Source organism: Devosia polycyclovorans (assembly GCF_042181575.1).
Lineage (GTDB): Bacteria > Pseudomonadota > Alphaproteobacteria > Rhizobiales > Devosiaceae > Devosia > Devosia polycyclovorans.
Window position 1 is genome coordinate 1480618 of sequence record NZ_CP170082.1, and the last position, 18380, is coordinate 1498997.

25 protein-coding genes are annotated in these 18380 nt (G+C 61.7%); 10 read left to right on the top strand and 15 right to left on the bottom strand.

Annotated features, from left to right (window positions below):
- Positions 1 to 7: 7 nt before the first annotated feature.
- Positions 8 to 1417 (top strand): dihydrolipoyl dehydrogenase, encoded by a 1410-nt coding sequence (gene lpdA, locus ACE4RL_RS07440; RefSeq protein WP_375599866.1) that lies wholly within the window; start codon positions 8 to 10, stop codon positions 1415 to 1417.
- 265 nt (positions 1418 to 1682) lie between these two features.
- Here the strand turns inward: lpdA and ACE4RL_RS07445 are convergent, their stop codons facing one another.
- A complete protein-coding gene (locus tag ACE4RL_RS07445) occupies positions 1683 to 2303 on the bottom strand; it encodes a hypothetical protein (RefSeq protein WP_375599867.1) in 621 nt (206 codons plus the stop codon).
- 91 nt (positions 2304 to 2394) lie between these two features.
- Between ACE4RL_RS07445 and ACE4RL_RS07450 the strand changes: the two genes are divergently transcribed.
- From ACE4RL_RS07450 to uxuA, 3 genes are read left to right on the top strand one after another with little or no spacing between them, the layout of a single operon-like run.
- On the top strand, positions 2395 to 3012 hold the full coding sequence (locus ACE4RL_RS07450; RefSeq protein ID WP_375599868.1) for a trimeric intracellular cation channel family protein: 618 nt from the start codon (positions 2395 to 2397) through the stop codon (positions 3010 to 3012).
- A complete protein-coding gene (locus tag ACE4RL_RS07455; RefSeq protein WP_375599869.1) occupies positions 3009 to 3356 on the top strand; it encodes a DUF4326 domain-containing protein in 348 nt (115 codons plus the stop codon). Before ACE4RL_RS07450 ends, ACE4RL_RS07455 begins: the two co-directional genes overlap by 4 nt.
- A 58-nt stretch (positions 3357 to 3414) precedes the next feature.
- Positions 3415 to 4635 (top strand): mannonate dehydratase, encoded by a 1221-nt coding sequence (gene uxuA, locus ACE4RL_RS07460; protein WP_375599870.1) that lies wholly within the window; start codon positions 3415 to 3417, stop codon positions 4633 to 4635.
- Between the two features lie 2 nt (positions 4636 to 4637).
- On the opposite strand, the gene ACE4RL_RS07465 is transcribed toward uxuA, so the two are convergent.
- From ACE4RL_RS07465 to ACE4RL_RS07490, 6 genes are all read right to left on the bottom strand, one after another.
- Complete coding sequence (locus ACE4RL_RS07465; protein ID WP_375599871.1) at positions 4638 to 5777, bottom strand: succinylglutamate desuccinylase/aspartoacylase family protein; 1140 nt, start codon at positions 5775 to 5777, stop codon at positions 4638 to 4640.
- Positions 5778 to 5788: 11 nt separating this feature from the next.
- The gene (locus ACE4RL_RS07470; protein WP_375599872.1) at positions 5789 to 6076 is read right to left on the bottom strand and encodes an MTH1187 family thiamine-binding protein; all 288 of its coding nucleotides are present in this window, start codon (positions 6074 to 6076) and stop codon (positions 5789 to 5791) included.
- 14 nt (positions 6077 to 6090) lie between these two features.
- On the bottom strand, positions 6091 to 6825 hold the full coding sequence (locus tag ACE4RL_RS07475; protein ID WP_375599873.1) for an ABC transporter permease subunit: 735 nt from the start codon (positions 6823 to 6825) through the stop codon (positions 6091 to 6093).
- On the bottom strand, positions 6825 to 7637 hold the full coding sequence (locus tag ACE4RL_RS07480; protein WP_375599874.1) for an ABC transporter permease subunit: 813 nt from the start codon (positions 7635 to 7637) through the stop codon (positions 6825 to 6827). The genes ACE4RL_RS07475 and ACE4RL_RS07480 overlap by 1 nt, the downstream gene beginning before the upstream one ends.
- A 62-nt stretch (positions 7638 to 7699) precedes the next feature.
- Positions 7700 to 8452: a transporter substrate-binding domain-containing protein gene (locus ACE4RL_RS07485; protein WP_375599875.1), complete on the bottom strand. Its 753-nt coding sequence runs from the start codon at positions 8450 to 8452 to the stop codon at positions 7700 to 7702.
- Between the two features lie 67 nt (positions 8453 to 8519).
- Positions 8520 to 9317: an ABC transporter ATP-binding protein gene (locus tag ACE4RL_RS07490; RefSeq protein ID WP_375599876.1), complete on the bottom strand. Its 798-nt coding sequence runs from the start codon at positions 9315 to 9317 to the stop codon at positions 8520 to 8522.
- A 152-nt stretch (positions 9318 to 9469) separates the two neighbouring features.
- Between ACE4RL_RS07490 and ACE4RL_RS07495 the strand changes: the two genes are divergently transcribed.
- Complete coding sequence (locus ACE4RL_RS07495; RefSeq protein ID WP_375599877.1) at positions 9470 to 10258, top strand: YdcF family protein; 789 nt, start codon at positions 9470 to 9472, stop codon at positions 10256 to 10258.
- A 56-nt stretch (positions 10259 to 10314) separates the two neighbouring features.
- Here the strand turns inward: ACE4RL_RS07495 and ACE4RL_RS07500 are convergent, their stop codons facing one another.
- On the bottom strand, positions 10315 to 10482 hold the full coding sequence (locus ACE4RL_RS07500; protein WP_183310713.1) for a DUF1328 domain-containing protein: 168 nt from the start codon (positions 10480 to 10482) through the stop codon (positions 10315 to 10317).
- 133 nt (positions 10483 to 10615) lie between these two features.
- The gene (locus ACE4RL_RS07505) at positions 10616 to 11410 is read right to left on the bottom strand and encodes a response regulator (protein WP_375599878.1); all 795 of its coding nucleotides are present in this window, start codon (positions 11408 to 11410) and stop codon (positions 10616 to 10618) included.
- 178 nt (positions 11411 to 11588) lie between these two features.
- Between ACE4RL_RS07505 and ACE4RL_RS07510 the strand changes: the two genes are divergently transcribed.
- Positions 11589 to 11792 carry a NepR family anti-sigma factor gene (locus ACE4RL_RS07510; RefSeq protein WP_375599879.1) on the top strand — a complete coding sequence of 68 codons (204 nt, stop codon included), beginning with the start codon at positions 11589 to 11591 and terminating at the stop codon, positions 11790 to 11792.
- Between the two features lie 4 nt (positions 11793 to 11796).
- Entirely contained in the window at positions 11797 to 12351 is a 555-nt protein-coding gene (locus ACE4RL_RS07515) for an RNA polymerase sigma factor (protein ID WP_375599880.1), read from the top strand.
- Here ACE4RL_RS07515 and ACE4RL_RS07520 read toward each other — a convergent pair.
- Positions 12339 to 12707 carry a hypothetical protein gene (locus ACE4RL_RS07520; RefSeq protein ID WP_375599881.1) on the bottom strand — a complete coding sequence of 123 codons (369 nt, stop codon included), beginning with the start codon at positions 12705 to 12707 and terminating at the stop codon, positions 12339 to 12341. The genes ACE4RL_RS07515 and ACE4RL_RS07520 overlap by 13 nt on opposite strands.
- Before the next feature lie 133 nt (positions 12708 to 12840).
- On the opposite strand from ACE4RL_RS07520, the gene ACE4RL_RS07525 reads away from it, so the two are divergent.
- The 3 genes from ACE4RL_RS07525 to ACE4RL_RS07535 all read left to right on the top strand — a co-directional run bounded on the left by ACE4RL_RS07525 (position 12841) and on the right by ACE4RL_RS07535 (position 16013).
- Positions 12841 to 13599, top strand: coding sequence for a Crp/Fnr family transcriptional regulator (locus ACE4RL_RS07525; RefSeq protein ID WP_375599882.1), 759 nt, complete (start codon positions 12841 to 12843; stop codon positions 13597 to 13599).
- Positions 13600 to 13671: 72 nt separating this feature from the next.
- The gene (locus tag ACE4RL_RS07530) at positions 13672 to 15093 is read left to right on the top strand and encodes a sensor histidine kinase (RefSeq protein WP_375599883.1); all 1422 of its coding nucleotides are present in this window, start codon (positions 13672 to 13674) and stop codon (positions 15091 to 15093) included.
- Positions 15090 to 16013, top strand: coding sequence for a diacylglycerol/lipid kinase family protein (locus ACE4RL_RS07535; RefSeq protein ID WP_375599884.1), 924 nt, complete (start codon positions 15090 to 15092; stop codon positions 16011 to 16013). The genes ACE4RL_RS07530 and ACE4RL_RS07535 overlap by 4 nt, the downstream gene beginning before the upstream one ends.
- Positions 16014 to 16030: 17 nt before the next feature.
- On the opposite strand, the gene ACE4RL_RS07540 is transcribed toward ACE4RL_RS07535, so the two are convergent.
- From ACE4RL_RS07540 to ACE4RL_RS07560, 5 genes are all read right to left on the bottom strand, one after another.
- Complete coding sequence (locus ACE4RL_RS07540) at positions 16031 to 16408, bottom strand: hypothetical protein (protein ID WP_375599885.1); 378 nt, start codon at positions 16406 to 16408, stop codon at positions 16031 to 16033.
- A gap of 56 nt (positions 16409 to 16464) precedes the next feature.
- Positions 16465 to 16815, bottom strand: coding sequence for a DNA gyrase subunit B (locus tag ACE4RL_RS07545; RefSeq protein ID WP_375599886.1), 351 nt, complete (start codon positions 16813 to 16815; stop codon positions 16465 to 16467).
- A gap of 210 nt (positions 16816 to 17025) precedes the next feature.
- Positions 17026 to 17178: a DUF3309 family protein gene (locus ACE4RL_RS07550; RefSeq protein ID WP_183310705.1), complete on the bottom strand. Its 153-nt coding sequence runs from the start codon at positions 17176 to 17178 to the stop codon at positions 17026 to 17028.
- A gap of 48 nt (positions 17179 to 17226) precedes the next feature.
- Positions 17227 to 17397: a hypothetical protein gene (locus tag ACE4RL_RS07555; RefSeq protein WP_375599887.1), complete on the bottom strand. Its 171-nt coding sequence runs from the start codon at positions 17395 to 17397 to the stop codon at positions 17227 to 17229.
- A 103-nt stretch (positions 17398 to 17500) separates the two neighbouring features.
- Positions 17501 to 18379: a transglutaminase N-terminal domain-containing protein gene (locus ACE4RL_RS07560; protein ID WP_375599888.1), complete on the bottom strand. Its 879-nt coding sequence runs from the start codon at positions 18377 to 18379 to the stop codon at positions 17501 to 17503.
- Position 18380: the final 1 nt, after the last annotated feature.

An 18380-nucleotide genomic window follows, 5' to 3' on the forward strand; every position in this document is an offset into this window, starting at 1 on the left:
AAGAACAATGGCAGACCAATTCGACCTTACCATCATCGGCTCGGGCCCGGGCGGCTATGTCTGCGCGATCCGCGCGGCGCAGCTCGGCCTGAAGGTGGCCGTGGTGGAGAAATGGGCGACCCTTGGCGGTACCTGCCTCAATATCGGCTGCATTCCCTCCAAGGCGCTGCTGCATGCCTCGGAGCTGTTCGAGGAAGCCGGGCATGGTTTCAAGGCGCTTGGCATCGATATTCCGGCGCCCCAGCTCAACCTCAAGCAGATGCTCACCCACAAGAGCGAAACGGTGGCCTCCAATGTCGGCGGCGTCGATTATCTGTTCAAGAAAAACAAGATCACCGTGTTCCGCGGCATCGGCTCCATCCCTGCCGCCGGCAAGGTGCTGGTGACCCCGCAGACTGGCGGTCAGACCGAGATCATCACCAAGAACATCGTTATTGCCACCGGCTCGGTCTCGGCCAACCTGCCGGGCATCGAGATCGACGAAAAGCAGATCGTCACCTCGACCGGTGCGCTGAATCTCGAAAAAGTGCCCAACAAGCTGGTCGTCATCGGTGCCGGTGTGATTGGGCTGGAACTGGGTTCGGTCTGGATGCGCCTGGGCGCTCAGGTCACCGTGGTCGAATATCTCGACCGCATCCTGCCCGGCATGGACAGCGAAGTGGCCCGTCAGTTCCAGCGCATGCTGCAAAAGCAGGGCATGGAGTTCAAGCTTTCGAGCAAGGTTGCCGGTGTCGAGAAGCAGGAAGACGGCTCGCTCAAGATCAATGTGGAGCCGGCAAAGGGCGGCGAGGTCGAAGTGCTGGATGCCGACGTGGCGCTGGTGGCCATCGGCCGCAAGCCGCACACTGAAGGTCTGGGCCTTGACCTGGCTGGTGTTGCGCTGGACGAGCGCGGCCGGGTGCGGGTCGACGGGCACTATAAGAGTTCGGTCGATGGCATCTATGCCATTGGCGATGTGATCGCCGGCCCGATGCTGGCGCACAAGGCCGAGGACGAGGGCATTGCCGTGGCCGAAATCCTCAGCGGGCAGGCCGGGCATGTGAACTATGCCGCTATTCCGGCGGTGGTTTACACCAACCCCGAAGTGGCCTCTGTCGGCAAGACCGAGGACGAACTCAAGGTCGATGGGATCGAATACAAGATCGGCAAGTTCCCCTTCACCGCCAATGGCCGCGCCAAGGCCATGCTGGCGACGCAGGGCTTTGTCAAAATCCTGGCCGATGTCGAGACCGACCGCGTGCTGGGCGCCCATATCGTGGGCAAGAATGCCGGCGAGATGATCCATGAGTTGGTGACGCTGATGGAATTTTCCGGTGCTTCGGAAGATTTGGCCCGAACCACCCATGCACACCCGACCCTGAGCGAGGCCATTCGTGAGGCGGCGTTGTCGCTCGGTGACGGCGCAATTCATATCTAACAGGCACCATCCGTAGTGGAATTTCACAAAAGCCCCGGGCGCCTCTGTCCGGGGCTTCCTGTTTTGCAGTGGGCTGGCTTGCTTCCGTCATACCACCACGCGCGTTATCTCGCCGAAAGCCGCTTCGAGGTGACAATTGACGGGGCGACCGAATTGGGTGGGCAGGGCGGCAGCATCATTGTCTCCTCGGGGCTGGTGCACAGCGTCGTTGCCCTGAGAAGGGTCGGCTCGTCGATGTGTTCACGCCGATGCGGGCGGACTTCGTTTAGCCGATCTCTTTCAGCATTTCCGCATAAGCCGCCTCATGCCGCCCGGCCCAATTGGCCATACCCGGTTTGGTCAGGCGGCCGCGGCGAGGTGGGATGAAGCTGTAGACGCTGCGGGCCGGTGCCTCATGCCATTGCAGGTTGAAGGCTGCGAATTTGGGAAAGAACTCCATATCGGCATAGGGCAAGTGATCGTGTATCCACCAGGCCATGGCTTCCCAGTCGCCTGTCCGCTCATAATAGGGAATGAAGCGGTTGACGATCACGCAGGCGGTGGCGCCCATGTGGCCTGCAGCGTCGCGCCGGTCCCAGATGTGACCGGCGTAGTTCTTTTCATTGGTGGCGCAATTGAGCTTGTTGGCGTTGCCAAAACCGTTGACCTGGGGCGAACGATAGGCCGAGCGCACCGAGATGCGGCCAAACCGGCGCTGAAGCGGTTCGAGCAGCTCCTCGCACAGGTGTTTGCCGGCGGCGATGGCCAGGTCGGGGTCATCGGGCAGGTTCTGGAAGCCATTGATGGCAGCGATCTCGGAATAGAGAAAATCGCGCATGAAGAAGCTTTGCGAGAGGCGGATGCGGCCGAACTCTTCCAGGGCGCGGACGGTGCGGGGCTGGCGCATGGGGATTGATTCCATATAGGGCGACGGGCAGATGGTGATGGCGTAACGTTGTCCGGACAACCCGGTTTCGACGCATCTGGAGACCCGCCCCATGCTGACTATCGCCTTCTACATCGCCATCACCGTGGAGGCGATGACCGCCGCACTGGCGGCCGGGAGGCGCAATATGGATTGGTTCGGGGTGTGCCTGATTGCCTGTGTCACGGCGCTGGGCGGTGGCACCCTGCGCGATATCCTGCTCGACCACTATCCGCTGGTCTGGGTCGAAAATCCCTATGTGCTGCTGCTGGTCTGCGGGGCGGCCCTGCTAACCATTCCGCTGGCCCGGCTGGTCGACCGCCTCAAATGGCCCTTCCTCCTGCTCGATGCGCTGGGGCTGGTGGTGTTCACCGTCATCGGCTGCAATATCGGTATTGAGTCCGGCGTGCACCCCATCATCGTGATTGTCGCGGGCATGGTCACAGGAACGGCCGGCGGCGTATTGCGCGATGTGTTGTGCAACGACATTCCCCTGATCTTTCAGGGGGAGCTCTATGCCACAGTGTCGCTGATTACCGGGGTGATCTACTTTCTTGGCCTGACCAACGGCATGCCCGGCGATTTGATGGTGCTGATTGCCATTGCCGTCGGCTTCACACTGCGTGTTTTGGCATTGGTGCTGAAATGGGAAATGCCCAAATTCGTCTTTGATCGGAACATGCGGAAATGAAACCGGCGCGCATTGTCCTGTCCCGCAAGGCGGGGTTCGATCTTCAGGCCGTGTCGCAGGCGCTGAATGGCCTGCCGGCCCAATCGGTAGCGCGCCCCAGCCCCTGGGGAAATCCCTTCACCATCGCCGCTGTGGTGGCTGAAACCGGGCTTGCGCGGGATGCCGCGCAAGCCGAAGCGGTGGCCCGCCATGCGCGCTGGTTGGCAGGGGAAATCGAGGCCGACCGGCCGCGTCCCTCGCAGGCCGAAATCCGCACGGCTCTCAGCGGCAAGAACCTCGCATGCTGGTGCCGGTCGGGTACGCCGTGCCATGTCCAAACTCTGCTGGCGCTGGCCAATGATTGAGGCTTTCAGTGCCGCGCCGAATATGGCATGAGCTTCCATACAAGAATGGAGTTTTGACTTGCGACAGACGTGGCGGTGGTTCGGCCCCAAGGACCTGACCAGTATTGACGATATTACCCAGGTCGGTGCGGCAGGTGTGGTGAGCGCCTTGCACCAGGTGCCCAATGGCGTGGTGTGGTCGCCTGAGGAAATTGCCAAGCGCCATGAGGAGATCGCGACGCGGAAGGACGGTTCGGCGTCGGGGTTAACCTGGGATGTGGTGGAAAGCCTGCCGGTCACCGAAGACATCAAAAAGCAGAAGGGCGACTGGCGGGAGCATATCGCCAACTACAAGATCTCGATGAAGCATCTGGCCGATAGCGGCATTGAGACCATTTGCTACAACTTCATGCCGGTCCTGGACTGGACCCGCACCAACCTGCGCTGGACGGTGCCCAATGGCGGCTCCTGCATGCGCTTCGATATCAATGATTTTGCTGCCTTCGACATCCACATCCTCAAGCGTCCCGGCGCGGCGGCTGACTTCACCAACGCCATTGCCGACGAGGCAGCGCGACGTTTCGAAGCCATGAGCGAGGACGAGCAGAAGCAGCTCGGGCGCAATGTCACCATGGGGCTGCCTGGCTCCACCGAATCCATGTCACTCGAGGACGTGCAGGCGCACCTCGATGAATATGGCGCCATCAGCCGCGAGCAATTGCGGGTGCATTTCGTCAATTTCCTGGAAGAGGTGGTGCCGGTGGCCGAAGATCTGGGTCTCAGGCTCTGCTGCCACCCCGACGATCCGCCATTTGCGCTATTGGGTCTGCCGCGCATCATGTCGACCGAAGAAGACTACAAGTACATTCTCGAGGCCGTCGACAGCCCCGCCAATGGCATGACGCTGTGTTCAGGATCGCTCGGAGCGCGGCCGGACAACGATCTGCCCGGCATGATGGAGCGCTTTGGCCCCAAGGTGCATTTCCTGCACCTGCGCAACGTCAAGCGAGACAGCGAAGACATTGCCGGTTCCTTCTTCGAGGCCGAGCATCTGGCCGGGGACACCGACATGGTAGCTCTGATCGCTGCCATTCTCACCGAAGAACGGCGCCGCAAGGCTGAAGGCCGCGCGGATTGGGAAATCCCGATGCGGCCGGATCACGGTCAGGACATCCTGGACGATCTCGGCCGCCGCTCGCAGCCGGGTTATCCGACCATCGGCCGCATGAAGGGTCTTGCCGAACTGCGCGGCGTGATGACCGCGCTCGATCATGCGCAATGGGGCCTGGCGCGTAACTAGCGTCAGTCCTCCAGCAGGTAGCCACCAGCGCGCGTGGGCAGGATGTCGCTGCCCACGATCTTGGCCGCAGATGACCCTGCCACTGCATACTTAGCGCTGGCGCGGGAGAGGATGAAGCCATCCGTTCCCGCGCGGAGCGGGGTGCGTGCCAGAAAAGCCTCCGGTCCGTCCATGGCGATGATATCCGCCACGACATCACCTTTTTCGACCCGGTCGCCCAGACCCACGCGGTAGGCCAACAGACCCGGCCGGTCGGCACGCAAGACTTCGGTGGCCTCAAACGGGGTGGGACCCGGAGCGGGTTTGGCTTGTGCGGGCTTTGCGTCGATCAAGCCGCGGCCGGCAAAGAAGTCGAACAGCCCCTCTGCATCCTCGCGCCCCAGTTCGTCATGCGTATCGGCCTGGCCGCGATATTCCAGCGTCGCCGTTTCGGCGCCCATCGGAATTGGAAAGTCGGGATTGGCGCGTTGGGCCTTGCGATAGAGGTTGGGCAAGACCTCATCGAACGAGCCGCCTCCGCTGTCTTCGGCGGTCAGCGTCGCTGCCACCTGCATGCGGTCGGCCAGATCCTGCAGGCCCGGCATCAGGTCGGGCGACGTGAAGATGTGTTTCAGGCTCTCATCGTCGCAATGCAAGTCGAGCATGATATCGGCGTCATGGGCGGCCTTCAGGATCAGCAGGCGCAGGCGCTGTGCGGCAGTGGTCGGCTGCTGCCGGTCGATCCAGTCGCCGACGGCCTGGCGGATGATCTGCACGTTGGCTGTTGCATCATCACCGAGTTTGCCGGCGATAGCCTCGGCGATCAGCGGATACAGATCAGGCCAGCGGCGGTTGAAATTGACGCCAGTTTCCAGGTCATAGCGGCCGATATGGCGGCGTAGCACACGGGTGGCGAGGCCCAGCGGATTGACCGAGGGGAACACCACGAAGCGTGCCTTGAGCGTGCCGGCAGCGTCCGCGTCGCGCAGCATGGGCAGCAGGTGGTGCAACGCCATGGTGCCAGGCTGTTCGTCGGCATGGAGCGCCGCTTGCAGATAGACCTTGGTTTCGGCGGTCTCGGGACCAACGGAATACCAGTAGAGCGTGGTCGAGTGGCCGGGCGCATCGCCGGTCAACTGCTGCTGATGCTGAGTAAAGGTCATTGTGTATTTCTTCAGGCGAGACGGGCGAGCTTGTCGGCCATGGACTGGGGTTTGTCGATACGGGTCGAGAAATGCATGGTGCAGAAAATGCGCTCGACGCCCATCTCATGCAGGCGCGCGCAACAGGCCTCCACCGCGGCACTGACATCGGCCATCTCGCCTTCGATATTGGTGCCATTGGCGTGCATGTCGTGGGTAAGGCCGGTGGTCGCCAACACCTCGCGCACTTCCCTGATATAGGCGGACACCGAGGGGCCCACGCCCATCGGAACGATGCAGAGGTCAGCAATCACTTTCATGCTCGTTCCTTGTTTCAGCGCAGCCATTTGGGCGCAAAGCGCAGGCCCGGTTGGGCCGGCAGATGACGCATCAGCCGCTGATAGACCAGACCGAACAGGAAGAACACCACCAGCGAGACCGCGAGGAAATAGAGCGCAGCGACCGAAAAATGCAGGAATGCATTAAAGTCGCGTTCGAACAGGGTCTTGGCGGTGGTCATGAGATCGGCCTGCGCACCAACCACCGGCAGGGCGAAGTAGACGATGGCCGTAGCATGGAACAGGAACACCACCTCATTGGTGTAGGCCGGCCAGGCCAGGCGGATCAGATTGGGCCAGACAACGCGGCGGAACTGCTGGCTTCGGCTCATACCATAGGCTTTGGCCGCTTCCACAGCGCCGCGCGGCACGGCGCGCAGCGCACCATAGAAAATCTCGGCCGTATAGGCGGCGGTATTGAGCACCAGCACCAGCGGTCCCATGAAAAGGGGATGCAGCACGAAGCCGGATATGCCGAGCGGTCGCCACACCGTCAGGTTGAGCGAGAGCGCCAGCGAATAAAACATGAAGAACTGGATGAAGAGCGGCGAGCCCCGGAAGGCGTAAATATAGCCGCGCGAGAGCCGGTTGATCAGCGGATTGGCTGAAGCCTTGCCCAGGGCAAGGAAGATGGCGAACAGGAAGCCAAGCGGGATCGAGGCAAGGGCGAAATAGATGTTGAACACCACCGCCGGGGCCATAATGGCCAGATCCTTGAGAAACGCGTCCATCAGGCCGGCACCTCGGAGAGAATGCCACGCCCGGTGCGGCGCATCAGCGCCTCGAAGGCGCGCTCGGAGAGCCATGTGACCAGGATGTAAAAGACGAACAGCACCAGGTAGTAGCGCCAGCGCCAGTCATCGTGAACCAGGCCCACGGCGGGCAAGAAGTTGGGCGCGCCGAGCCTGTCAGCCCAGAGCACGATATCGGCGATCTGCAGCAGCGAGAGCAGGGAAGTCGCCTTGACAATGAGCATCCAGACATTGGAGAGGCCGGGCAGGGCATAGACCCACATCTGGCGGATATGCACGCGCCAGAGCACCTGGCTCGCGCTCATGCCATAGGCGCGGGCTGCCTCAAGTTGGCCGGCGGGCACGGCGCGCATGGCGCCATGAATGACGTTGGTGGCGAAGGCGCCATAGACGAGGCCCAGCGAGACGCTGGCAAGCAGCAGATATTCGGTGGTGCCGAGAAACCAGTTGGCCTCGCGGCAGGGCGGCCATGGGGCAGTCTGTGCGGCGATGGCCTCGGGTGAACAGACCTGGGTGGACACCAGCCATTCCACACCCTGTTCAAAAGCGAGAGGGAAAAACAGGAAGAACAGGACATCGGGCACGCCGCGCACGATGGATGAATAGGTCGAACCAAGGAGGCGCAGCGCAAAGAACCGCGAATTCTTCAGCGTTGCGCCGGTGAGGCCGAAGACGACGGCCAGGGCCCCGCCGAGCAGGGCGGCATAGATCGTGAACTGGAAGCTGGCGTACCAGGTCAGGTGCTTGCCATTGGTGATGTAGCCGAGCCAGAAGGCGAGGTCTTCGAACATGCCGCTCTTTCGCGGTTAAAGGCCCCTCCCGCTGCCGGGAGAGGCCGGATTGTGCCTTGGGCTTATTCGGCGAAGAACGGACCCATGCCGTCGAACCACTGCGCGATCAATGCGTCCACAGTGCCATCGGCCTTAAGAGAGGCCAGGGCCTCGTTGACGGTGGCCTTGAGTTCAGCGTCTTCCTTGCGCACGCCGGCACCCACGCCGCCGCCGATCATCACGTCCTCACCGACGAATTCGATAGCGCCGTTCGAGGCGTTCACAACCGGCTCGAGATAGGCGCCGTCGGCCAGGATGGTGTCGAGATTGCCGGCGGCCAGGTCAGCCATGGCCTGGTCAGCGGTCGAGAAGGTGACGATGGTGTTGGCCCCGCCCAGGTTTTCCTCGGCATAGCCGGCCTGGATCGTGCCGCCCTGTACGCCGACGCGGGCGCCGGAGAGGTTGGCGAAATCGAGGCCGGCACCGGCAGCGGCGACGAACTTGGACGGATCGGGCGGGAAGTAGTTGTCCGAGAAGTCGATGGTTTCGAGGCGTTCATCGGTGATCGACATGCCGGCCATGATCAAATCATAGTTGCCAGCGAGCAGGTTGGGGATGATTGAATCCCAGTCATTGATGACCCACTCGCAGCTCAGCTCCGCTTTTTCGCAGATGGCATTGCCCAGGTCGATTTCGTAGCCGGCGGGTTCACCCGCATCGTTGAGGAAGTTCCAGGGCGCATAAGCGCCTTCGGTGGCGATGCGGACAGTGTCCTGGGCGAAGGCGGGTGTGGCCAGGGCCAGAACGGCGGCTGCGACCAGCATGGTCTTTTTCATTCTCGTTCTCCGTTTATGTGTTCGGGTTGCGATTGCGCCCGGTTTTCCGGGTCGTTTTCCATGCATGTCAGTCGTGGCTGGCAGCATTGAGAAACTGTTTGAGACGGGTGGATTTGGTGGCGCCGAAGACCTGGTCGGGCGAGCCTTCCTCTTCGATCAGGCCCTGGTGCAGGAAGATGACGCGATCCGAGACAGTTCGGGCAAAATCCATGTCATGGGTCACCAGGATCATGGTCCTGCCTTCGTCGGCGAGCAGCTTGATGACGCGCAGCACCTCAACTTCGAGTTCGGGGTCGAGCGCGGAAGTGGGCTCGTCGAACAGCATAACGCGCGGATTGATGCACAGGGCGCGGGCGATCGCGGCGCGTTGCTGCTGGCCACCGGACAGCTGGGCGGGATAAGCGTCTGCCTTGGCGCCGATCCCCACCTTGTCAAGCATGGCGCGGGCCTCGGCCTCGACCTCCGCCCGGTCGCGCTTTTGCACTACCAGCGGCGCCTCCATGACGTTTTCCAGAATGGTCATGTGCGCCCAGAGGTTGAAGGATTGGAAGACCATGCCCAGTTCGGAGCGGATGCGGCGGATCTGGTGTTCGTCCCCGATATGGCGTCCTTGCCCATTGCCCTTGAGCACAATGGTCTCGCCATCGATCAGCACATCCCCATTGTCAGGGATTTCAAGCATATTGATGCAGCGCAACAGGGTGGATTTGCCCGAGCCGGAGGAGCCAATCAGGGAAACGACTTCACCCTCGCGCGCTGTGAAAGAAATGCCTTTGAGCACTTCCAGGGGCCCGAAGGACTTGTGAAGATCGCGCAGTTCTACAACCGGCGATAGCGCCGCTCTTGCGGGCTCTGCCTGCTTCATGCTCACCATTGGCCCGCATTGGGGCGCCTTCCTGACTGGCGATTGCCTATTATGAGACTGGCAATCTTGACCGTCTGGTAGAAAACCAGAAGCCTGTGAGATAGCAAGCGAAAAAGCGGGTTTTGCCCGCATCCGCGGTATTGGGGTACTTCATGTTCTATGTGGTCTCGAAGCTGTTCTGGCTCGTTGCGCAGCCGATCAGCATCGTGTTCCTGCTGGTGCTGACGGGGCTTGTCCTGGTGCTGATGGGCCGGCGGAAAGCGGCTATTGCCACCCTGGCGCTGGTGCTGATCACCGTAGGCTTCGTCAGTTACACCAGTATTGGCGCCTTGCTCATCCAGCCGCTGGAGAACCGTTTCGGCGAACCGCGGGTCCCATCAAACGTCAGTGCGATTGTGATGCTGGGTGGCGCGACGACGGCAAGGCCCAGTACGGCGCGGAAGATTGTGGCGCTCAACGATGCTGGCGAGCGCCTTACGACAACCCTGTGGCTGGCGCAGCAATATCCTGCCGCGCGGATCGTACTGTCGGGCGGCGGTGCCCTGGTTGCGGATGCAGCGGAGAGCGAGGCCGAGACAGCGCGGCGTTTTTTCCTCGCCATGGGGATTGAGGATAGCCGACTGGTCCTCGAAGGCACCTCCCGCAACACCATTGAGAACGCCCGTTTCACGCGCGAGCTGCTGGCGGGTGCGGAAGGTGAAATCGTTCTGGTCACCTCTGCGTTCCACATGCCGCGTTCGATGGGGCTGTTCCGGAAAGAGGGGATAGATGTGATCCCCTGGCCCACGGATTTCCGCAGCACGGGGCAGGAAAGCCTGGCATTGGATCTGGCCAATCCCACCCGCAATCTCGAAACCGCGACAACTGCCATCCGCGAATGGATTGGTCTGGTTGCCTATAAGGTGAGTGGCCAGATTGATGACTGGCTTCCAGCCCCATAAGGCGAAGCGGCGCCCCAGGTGGAGCGCCGCTTACTCAGATCAATTTGAACCTACTCCTAAGTCCCCCTGCGGAACAAACCGATCACCAGCGAGATGACCAGGAAAGCCAGGAACAGGAAGAACAGGATCTGGGCGATACCGGCCGAAGCGCCGGCAATGCCGCCAAAACCGAGAACGCCGGCGATCAGCGCAATAACCAGAAAGACCAAGGCATAATACAGCATGGGAAACTCCATGTTTTGTTCGTTGCATGGACAACGCTGCTCGATCCAAGCAAGTTCCCCAGGCAAAGAAAAAGGCCGGTTGCTGCCGGCCTTTTTCTTTATAGCTTCACGGGTTTACGATAGCTTCACGGGGTTACGCCGCTGCGCGCGAGCCTTCATCGAAGAACAGCGCCTGGCTAATCAGGGCCTTGACCATGTCCGGATTGAACGGCTTGGTCACGAGAAAGGTCGGCTCGGGGCGCTCGCCTGTCAGCAGCCGTTCGGGGAAGGCGGTGATAAAGATCACCGGTACCGAATGGGTGTTGAGAATGTCGTTGACCGCATCAATGCCGGAACTGCCGTCAGCCAGTTGGATGTCCGCCAGGATCATGCGCGGTTGCGTCTGATTAAAGAGGTTGACCGCTTCCTTGTGGGTGCGGGCAATGCTGACCACCTTGTGGCCGAGGCTCTGGACCATCTGTTCAATGTCCATGGCGATCAGCGGTTCATCCTCGATGATCATGATCTCGGTAGCGACCTGCCGGGAAATATCGGTCGAGGCCTGGTCGAGCAGTTCGGCGAATCCGTCCTCGCTGGTCGAGAGGATTTCGGCCGCCTGGGCATTGGTGAACCCTTCGACGGCCACCAGCAGGAAAGCCTGACGGGGCAGGGGGGCCAGATTGGCCAGGTTGGCCGCGGCACGCTGCTCCCAGGCAAAGCTGGAAGCAGGTTCCGGCACCTTCACCGCAGAGGACGAAAACAGCGCGGAAAAGAGCTTATAAAGCGCGATGCGGTCGTTGCTGGCTTCGGGGAAAAGGGAGATATCGGCGATCAGTGCTTCGAGGGTGGCGGCGACATAGGCGTCGCCGGAAGTCTGCGAACCAGTGACAGCGCGTGAAAAACGCCGCAGGTACGGCAGATGCGGTGCGATCCGCGTGGACAAGGACATAGACGAAAACTCCCAGGTGACGCTTGTGGTACTGTACCTCACGAAGGCCAAAAACGTACATTGGCGATAAAAGTTCCAAACGGGTGGGAACTTTTATAACGCCCTAGGCATTGGGGCATCGGAAATGGGCGACAATCAGGACTGATCGGTCGATTACGGAATGAAGAAGGATAATTTGGTGACGCAGCAACGTGTGCGCATGCAGGCGGGGCGGGCGGAAGATGGACTCGGTCCGACATCGGATATCGGGTCTCGTCTGCGTGCCCTCTATGGAGCGGTTCAGGACGAAGGGGTACCTGACCAGCTTCTCGACCTGCTCGAAAAGCTCGACAGCGCCGAAAGTGCGCAGAGCGGCAAGTCGTCTGATCGCGGTGGGGAGTAGAGGGATGAGTGCCGAGGGTACCTCCTTTAAACGCGAAATGCTTGCGACCCTGCCCAGCCTGCGGGCCTTTGCCGTGTCCTTAACCGGCAAACACGACAAGGCGGATGATCTGGTGCAGGACACAGTCATGAAAGCCTGGGCCAAGCAGTCCAGCTTCGAGATGGGCACCAATATCAAGGCCTGGCTCTTCACCATTCTGCGCAACGAGTTCTACAGCCAAATGCGCAAGCGTGGCCGCGAAGTGCAGGATAGTGATGGCGCCTTTACTGAGAGGCTTTCGGTGCATCCCTCTCAATATGGTTCCATGGACCTGGAAGACTTCAAGCAGGCCCTTTCCAAGCTGCCCGATGACCAGCGCGAGGCCATCATTCTGATAGGCGCTTCGGGCTTTTCCTATGAAGAAGCCGCTTCGATCTGCGACTGTGCCGTGGGCACCATGAAGAGCCGAGTCAGCCGCGCCCGGACCCGGCTGACCGAACTGCTCAAGATCAGCGGCGAGTCCGATTATGGTCCCGATGCCGTTTCTGCGCAGGTGACTTCAGGCAATCACGGGTTCTGACCAAGGCGGACCCGGATGGCTTGGGCCAGGTCCGCATCAGGCAATGGTTTGAGAAGAACGGGGGTGTCGGGCAATTCCGGCACCCCTTGTGCCTGTATGCTGTCGGTGCTCAATCCAATCACGGCAATGCCGCTCTGCGACAACTGCCGGGCAAACTCGATGAGACCGATCTTGTCGGCCTCAATCTCGACAACGGCCAGGACCACCGTCTGCCAGTCGGGCAGACGCTCATTGGCCTCGGCCGGGTTGCGCGCCAGGACAACCTTGCCGGCGCCCAAAGATTGCAGAACCTCCTGTATCCCCAGCGCGATGATGATTTCGGTCTCGACTACGAGTGCCGTTCGGCCGTTCAGCATGGGGGCACTTTCTGTTAATGTGCACCCCTGATCGGCCCTTGCCCCGCCATTGTCATTTAACTTTGACATGTCGGGAACGCCCTGTGTGCGCAGCACGTTTGGCCCTCCAGCGTCAAAAGCGTCAGGTATTCATTTGAGTCTGGTCCTTCCATCTTCTGGGCGGCGCGTGCCTTGCGAGCAATGCCCGCTACGCGCTTTGCCTTGGTTTCGAGACTTCACCGCCAGCGAGTTGAAGTTTGTCTCTAGTTTCAAGACCGGAGAAATGACTGCCGAATCGGGCGCCGTCATTCTCGCGGAGGGCACCCACAGCGCACATCTTTTTACATTGCTCTCAGGCTGGGCTTTCCGGTTCAAGATGCTGGACGACGGCCGCCGGCAGATTCTGAACTATATGCTGCCCGGCGATCTGGTGGGCCTGCAGGGTTCAGTCATCGGCGAAATGGAGCATTCGGTCGAAGCGCTGTCGCCGCTTGTCCTTTGCGTCTTCCAGCGTGACCGGCTTGACGAATTGTTTCGCAGTCATCCCGGCCTGGCGTTTGATGTGACCTGGCTGGCCGCGCGCGAAGAGCGCATGCTGGATGGTCATCTGCTTAGCCTGGGGCGGCGCACCGCGCTGGAACGGGCGGCCTATCTTCTGGCCTTCCTTCACGCGCGGGCTGTTGCCGTGGGGCTCGGGGGTAGACAGGCGTTGGTCTCCATTCCCCTGACCCAGCAGCATGTCGCCGACACGCTGGGCCTCTCCATCGTTCACACCAACAAAACATTGCGCAAGTTAACAAATAAGGGTCTCATCCGCTGGCTTGGGCGGAGTTGCGAGGTGCTCGATGCCGATGGACTGGCCCAGATTGCTGGCTGGGAAGGACTGGGCGAGCCGGTCCGTCCCCTGATCTAGTCCCTTGGCCTCAATGCTGCCACCGCCACCAAGCATTGCTCGGACCAGCGGTCGATTCCGCAGGAGCAGGAGATGAGCGTTTTGGCTGACTGGCCTGTAAGCGTCGACGGACCGCATCTTGCCCGGCCGGGCACGAGGCGCCTTGCCGTCTGGGTTTCGCTGGGGCTGGTCTGCCTGGCGGCCATGGCGGCCCTGATGATGATGCAGGGCATCGATCGGCAGCTTCGTGACATAGCCGAAACCTATGCGGTGCGTATTGCCGCGCGCGAGTTGACTCACGCGCTGAGCCAGGCCGAGGCCAGCCAGCGCGGCTATCTGCTCACCGCCGATCCACAATTCCTGCAACCCTATCGCGAAGCGGTCTCAAGCCTGGACCGCCGGGTGGCCGCGCTGATGGAAATGACGACGGACGATCCCGGGCAAAGCGACCGCGTCGTCAGCATTACCGGCGACATTTCGAGCAAGATGGCCGAGATGAACCGCACCGTGGAGCTGGTGTCGACCCGGCGCAATGAAGAGGCGCAGACCCTGACCGAGACCGGCATGGGCGCCCGCCTGATGGCCGAGGTCAGCGCCACGCTGGAAGATTTCATCGCCGAAGAAGATATCAAGCTGGCCCATCGCAACCAGCAGATCGACCAGACCCGCACGGGTCTTGTGACGGCGCTGATCGCGGCGTTGGCGGCTGCCGCAATCCTGGCCTATGCGCTCCTCATGCGCACCCAGAGGCAGGTAAGCGCTTTGGCCCAGCGCCATCGTGGCCTGTTGAGCCAGAACGAAGCCCTGGAAGAGGAAGTGGCCGAGCGGACACGGGATATCGAGGAAGCGCGCGCGCACGCCGAGCGCGAGCGCCAGCGCGTCGAGGCCCTGTTGCAGGAAACCAATCATCGCATCGGCAATTCGCTTGCGACGGTCTCCTCGCTCCTGGCCTTGCAGGTCATGCGCACCCAGTCGGACGATGTGCGCACAGCGCTTGAGGCGGCCCGATTGCGGGTGCATGCGGTGGCGTCGGCCCATCGCCGCCTGCGGCTGGGCGATGATCTGGAAACGGCCAGGGCCGACGAATTTCTGACCGCCGTGCTGGAAGACCTCGCCGAAACCCAGACCGATGGCGAACGCATTGTTGTGCGCGGCGCGCTCTCGCCCATCGAAGTCAGCGCGCGGGACGCCACTACGCTCGGTATCCTAGTGGGCGAACTGGTGACCAACGCCCTCAAATATGCATTTCCCGACGAGCGCCGCGGTACAATTAGTGTCACCCTGGCGCGCGACAATGATGGGGTGCCGTTGCTGAGCGTTCGCGACAATGGCGTCGGCCTGCCCCAGGGCGCTGAAACGGAAACCGGGCTGGGTTCAGTCATCGTCAAGCAACTGTCCGGACAGTTCGGCGGCGAGCCACATTATGCCAGAGCCGATGGCGGCGGCTTGGACGTCTCCGTCCGGCTTCCCGAGCTGGGTAGCCACAAGACCGCAGCAAAGGATGAGATTGATTGAAAATCAGGGCCATTTTCAACAAGGACGGCGGGACCCTGAAGACCATGGATCTCGATGCGCTGTGCACTACGGCCAGGGGTGTCTTCGCGGAGCAGGGGCATGCGCTGGACTGCGAGATTGTGGCTGGCAAGGATGTCGCGACAGCCATCAAGGCCGCCGCTGAAGACCCTGAGGTCGAGGCGATCATCGCCGGGGGCGGGGACGGCACAATTTCGACGGCGGCGGCCATTGCCTTTCGGCATGACAAACCCCTTGGAGTGCTCCCGGCCGGTACCATGAACTTGTTCGCACGGGCTCTGGGCATGCCTCCCGAACTCGATCGCGCGCTCGAGGCCCTCGCCCGAGGCGAGGTCGCGCGTATTGATATCGCCACGGCCAATGGCAGGCCATTCGTGCACCAGTTCGGCGTCGGCATTCATGCTAGGCTGGTACGTATCCGCGATGGCATGGCCTATCGCAGCCGCCTCGGCAAGATGCTGGCCAGCCTCCGGGCCATCTTTGCTGCCGCGGTCAATCCGCCGCGCTTCGAGGTACAGTTGCACACTCAGGAGGGTGACCGCACCATGACGGCCACCGGGGTGGCGGTGTCGAATAATCCGCTCGATGACAGTCCAGTACCCATCGCCGAGTCACTCGATTCAGGGCATTTGGGTGTCTATGTGGCCCGCAGCGTGTCCACTAACGAACTGCTTAGCCTGGTGCTCGATGTGATGACCGGGCGCTGGCGCGCCAATCCCGCCGTCAGTGAGACCGAAGTGCGCGAACTGGTGCTGCATTTCCCCAAGCGCAAAGGCGGCACTCATGCAGTTATCGATGGGGAACTGATCGATCTGGAGACACGCGTTGCCCTGAAGTTGCACCCGCTGGCACTTCCGATTATCCGCCCGGCCAGGGACATGATGCGGGCCAAGGAGCGTTGACGCCTGCGGCGTCAGCGCTACTCGGATTTCTTGCCGTCACGCAGTAGGGCGATCGCAGCAATGGCTGCAATCGGCAGACCCAGGCGCAGCACGCCGGGCGATTTGGCCAATAGAGGCAATGCCGTGATGGCGGCAGTGGTGAGCAGGGCGCCGGTTTCGTTTGCGCGCCGGCGTTCGGCCAGTTTCTGCCGACGGCGGCTGCGAGCGATCAGTGCCCCCAGGTAAACGATCAGCGCGAGGCCAAAGAAGCTACCCGCAAAGATCAGCGCGGCCATGATCGGGCCGACCATATCGGCTAGAACCATGAAGCCGGCTGCGATCAGGAAGCCGGTGGCAAGGGCGCAGAAAAGACCAATCAGGGCCCAGACTAATGCGACGGTCCTAGCCTTCGACACCAACCCTTCGATCTCCTGCCCCAAGAGCGATGCAAGCGGCGAGAGCAGTCCCATGCCTAATGCCGGGTCAACAGGGCGAAGATGAAACCAACGCCGGCGGCGGCGGCTACTGCCGTCAGGGGCTTTTCGCGAATGGTGTCCTTGAGCTGCCTTTCGGCTTGGTCAAACTGGCCCTGCGCTTCATCGAGCATCTCCTGGCCACGTTGCTGGAGATGTTTCACCTCGCTGGTCGCCAGAGCACGGGCCTCACCGACCTTTTCGCCAGACAGCTTGCCCAAGGTTTCGGTAATTGCCTTGATATCGGCCTGCAACTGGGCGACTTGCGCCTCGAGTTCCTGTTCGCGGGTCTCGGTCTTGGCGGCGCCTGCTTTGCGGCGGGTGGGGGCCATGTCGGAAGTCGTAGCCATTGGACGCTCCTTGTCGGGTTGTCGGAACAACGCCGGGGTGTGGACGGAGTTCCGTGGGTTGGGCAGAGAAAAAGAAGCCCCGACAGGCCTGTGGCGTGTCGGGGCAAAAGGGGCGGATCGAAAGGGGGGCGTCCATCGATCCGCGAGGGCACATTCCTTTTTGAAGGAAACCAGAGGGACCTGGCGTGCCCGTTTGGCTTTGTTCGGTGGCTAGATGCGGCCCATGAGCACTAGAATGAGCACGACGACCAAGATCACGCCCAGAATGCCCGAGGGGAAATATCCGAAGCCACGCGAGTAACCCCAGGTCGGCAGCGCGCCGATCAGCAGAAGAACGAGAATGATAAGAAGTATGGTACCCATGGAAACCCTCCGGGTTGTTATCTTGTTGGCTGGTTTGCCGTCTCGACCCTAGAGCAGGGCAACCAGCAGCGCGGTGGCGGTGGCCAGGATCAGCGAAGCGGGCAGCAGCGCCATGGCCACTTCGGCAAAGCGCGGCTGGGGATTGAGCAGATCGTCGCTCCAAGTGGCTGCGGTGACCCGGCTTGTGCCAGCATGGCTTGTGAACGGGGACTGGTTCATTCTCGCTCTCCTGCGGACCGGATCGGCCGGTCCTTTCCTGACGGGGCCGTCAGGCCCGCGTGCCGAGAAAACGAGGCGATGCTGCATTTGGTTCCGTGGGGCGCTATTCGACGCGCAGCACGTCCACCGATTGTTTGGTTTCGTGTGAGCCATGGGTGCGCAGTACCCCTACAATGGGGGAGATATCGGCATAGTCGCGCCCATGCCCGATCGAGATGTGGTCGGGCCCGGCAATCATGGCATTGGTGGGGTCGAACTCGACCCAGCCCAGATGCTGGCCGCACCAGGCCCGCACCCAGGCGTGCATGGCGTCAGCCCCTTCCAGGCGCGCCTGTCCTTCGGGGGGATTGGTCCTCAGGAAGCCCGACACGTAGCCGGCCGGAACGCCAATGCCGCGTAGCCCTGAAATCATCACATGCGCAAAATCCTGGCACACGCCCTTTTTTAGTCCGAAGGCCTCGGCGGGGCGCGTCTCGACGTCGGTCGCCTTGGGGTCATATTCGAAGTCGCGGTGGATGGCCATGCAGAGCGCTGTCACCACACCAAGCGTGGTCGCTGCGCCGGCAGTGACCTCGCGCACATATCCGGTGATGGCCGGAATGATCTGCACCCGGGACGAGGCGGCCAGGAAATGCTGGGGGCTGGTTGGTGCCACGGACCAGTATTGTCCCACCTCGCGGCCGAGCTGGTCGAGCGGCGGCGAGAAATCGGCTGGCGGAGAAAATTCCTCGACCTGCACGCGGGCACTCAGGCGGATGGCGAGCTTGTCGTGCGGCTCGGTCATAGTGATGGCGGTGACCGAATTGCCGAAGAAGTCGAGAAACCCGTTCTGGCGGCCCGGTGCCGGTTCCACCGATAGCGAGGAGGCGATGACGCGTTGCAGGCCCGGCACGTTGGCGGGCGCCACGCGAATGTGGTGCCGTCCGCCATGCACGGGCGCGTCATAGTCATATTCGAGGGTCAGCCGGATATCGTAGAGCATT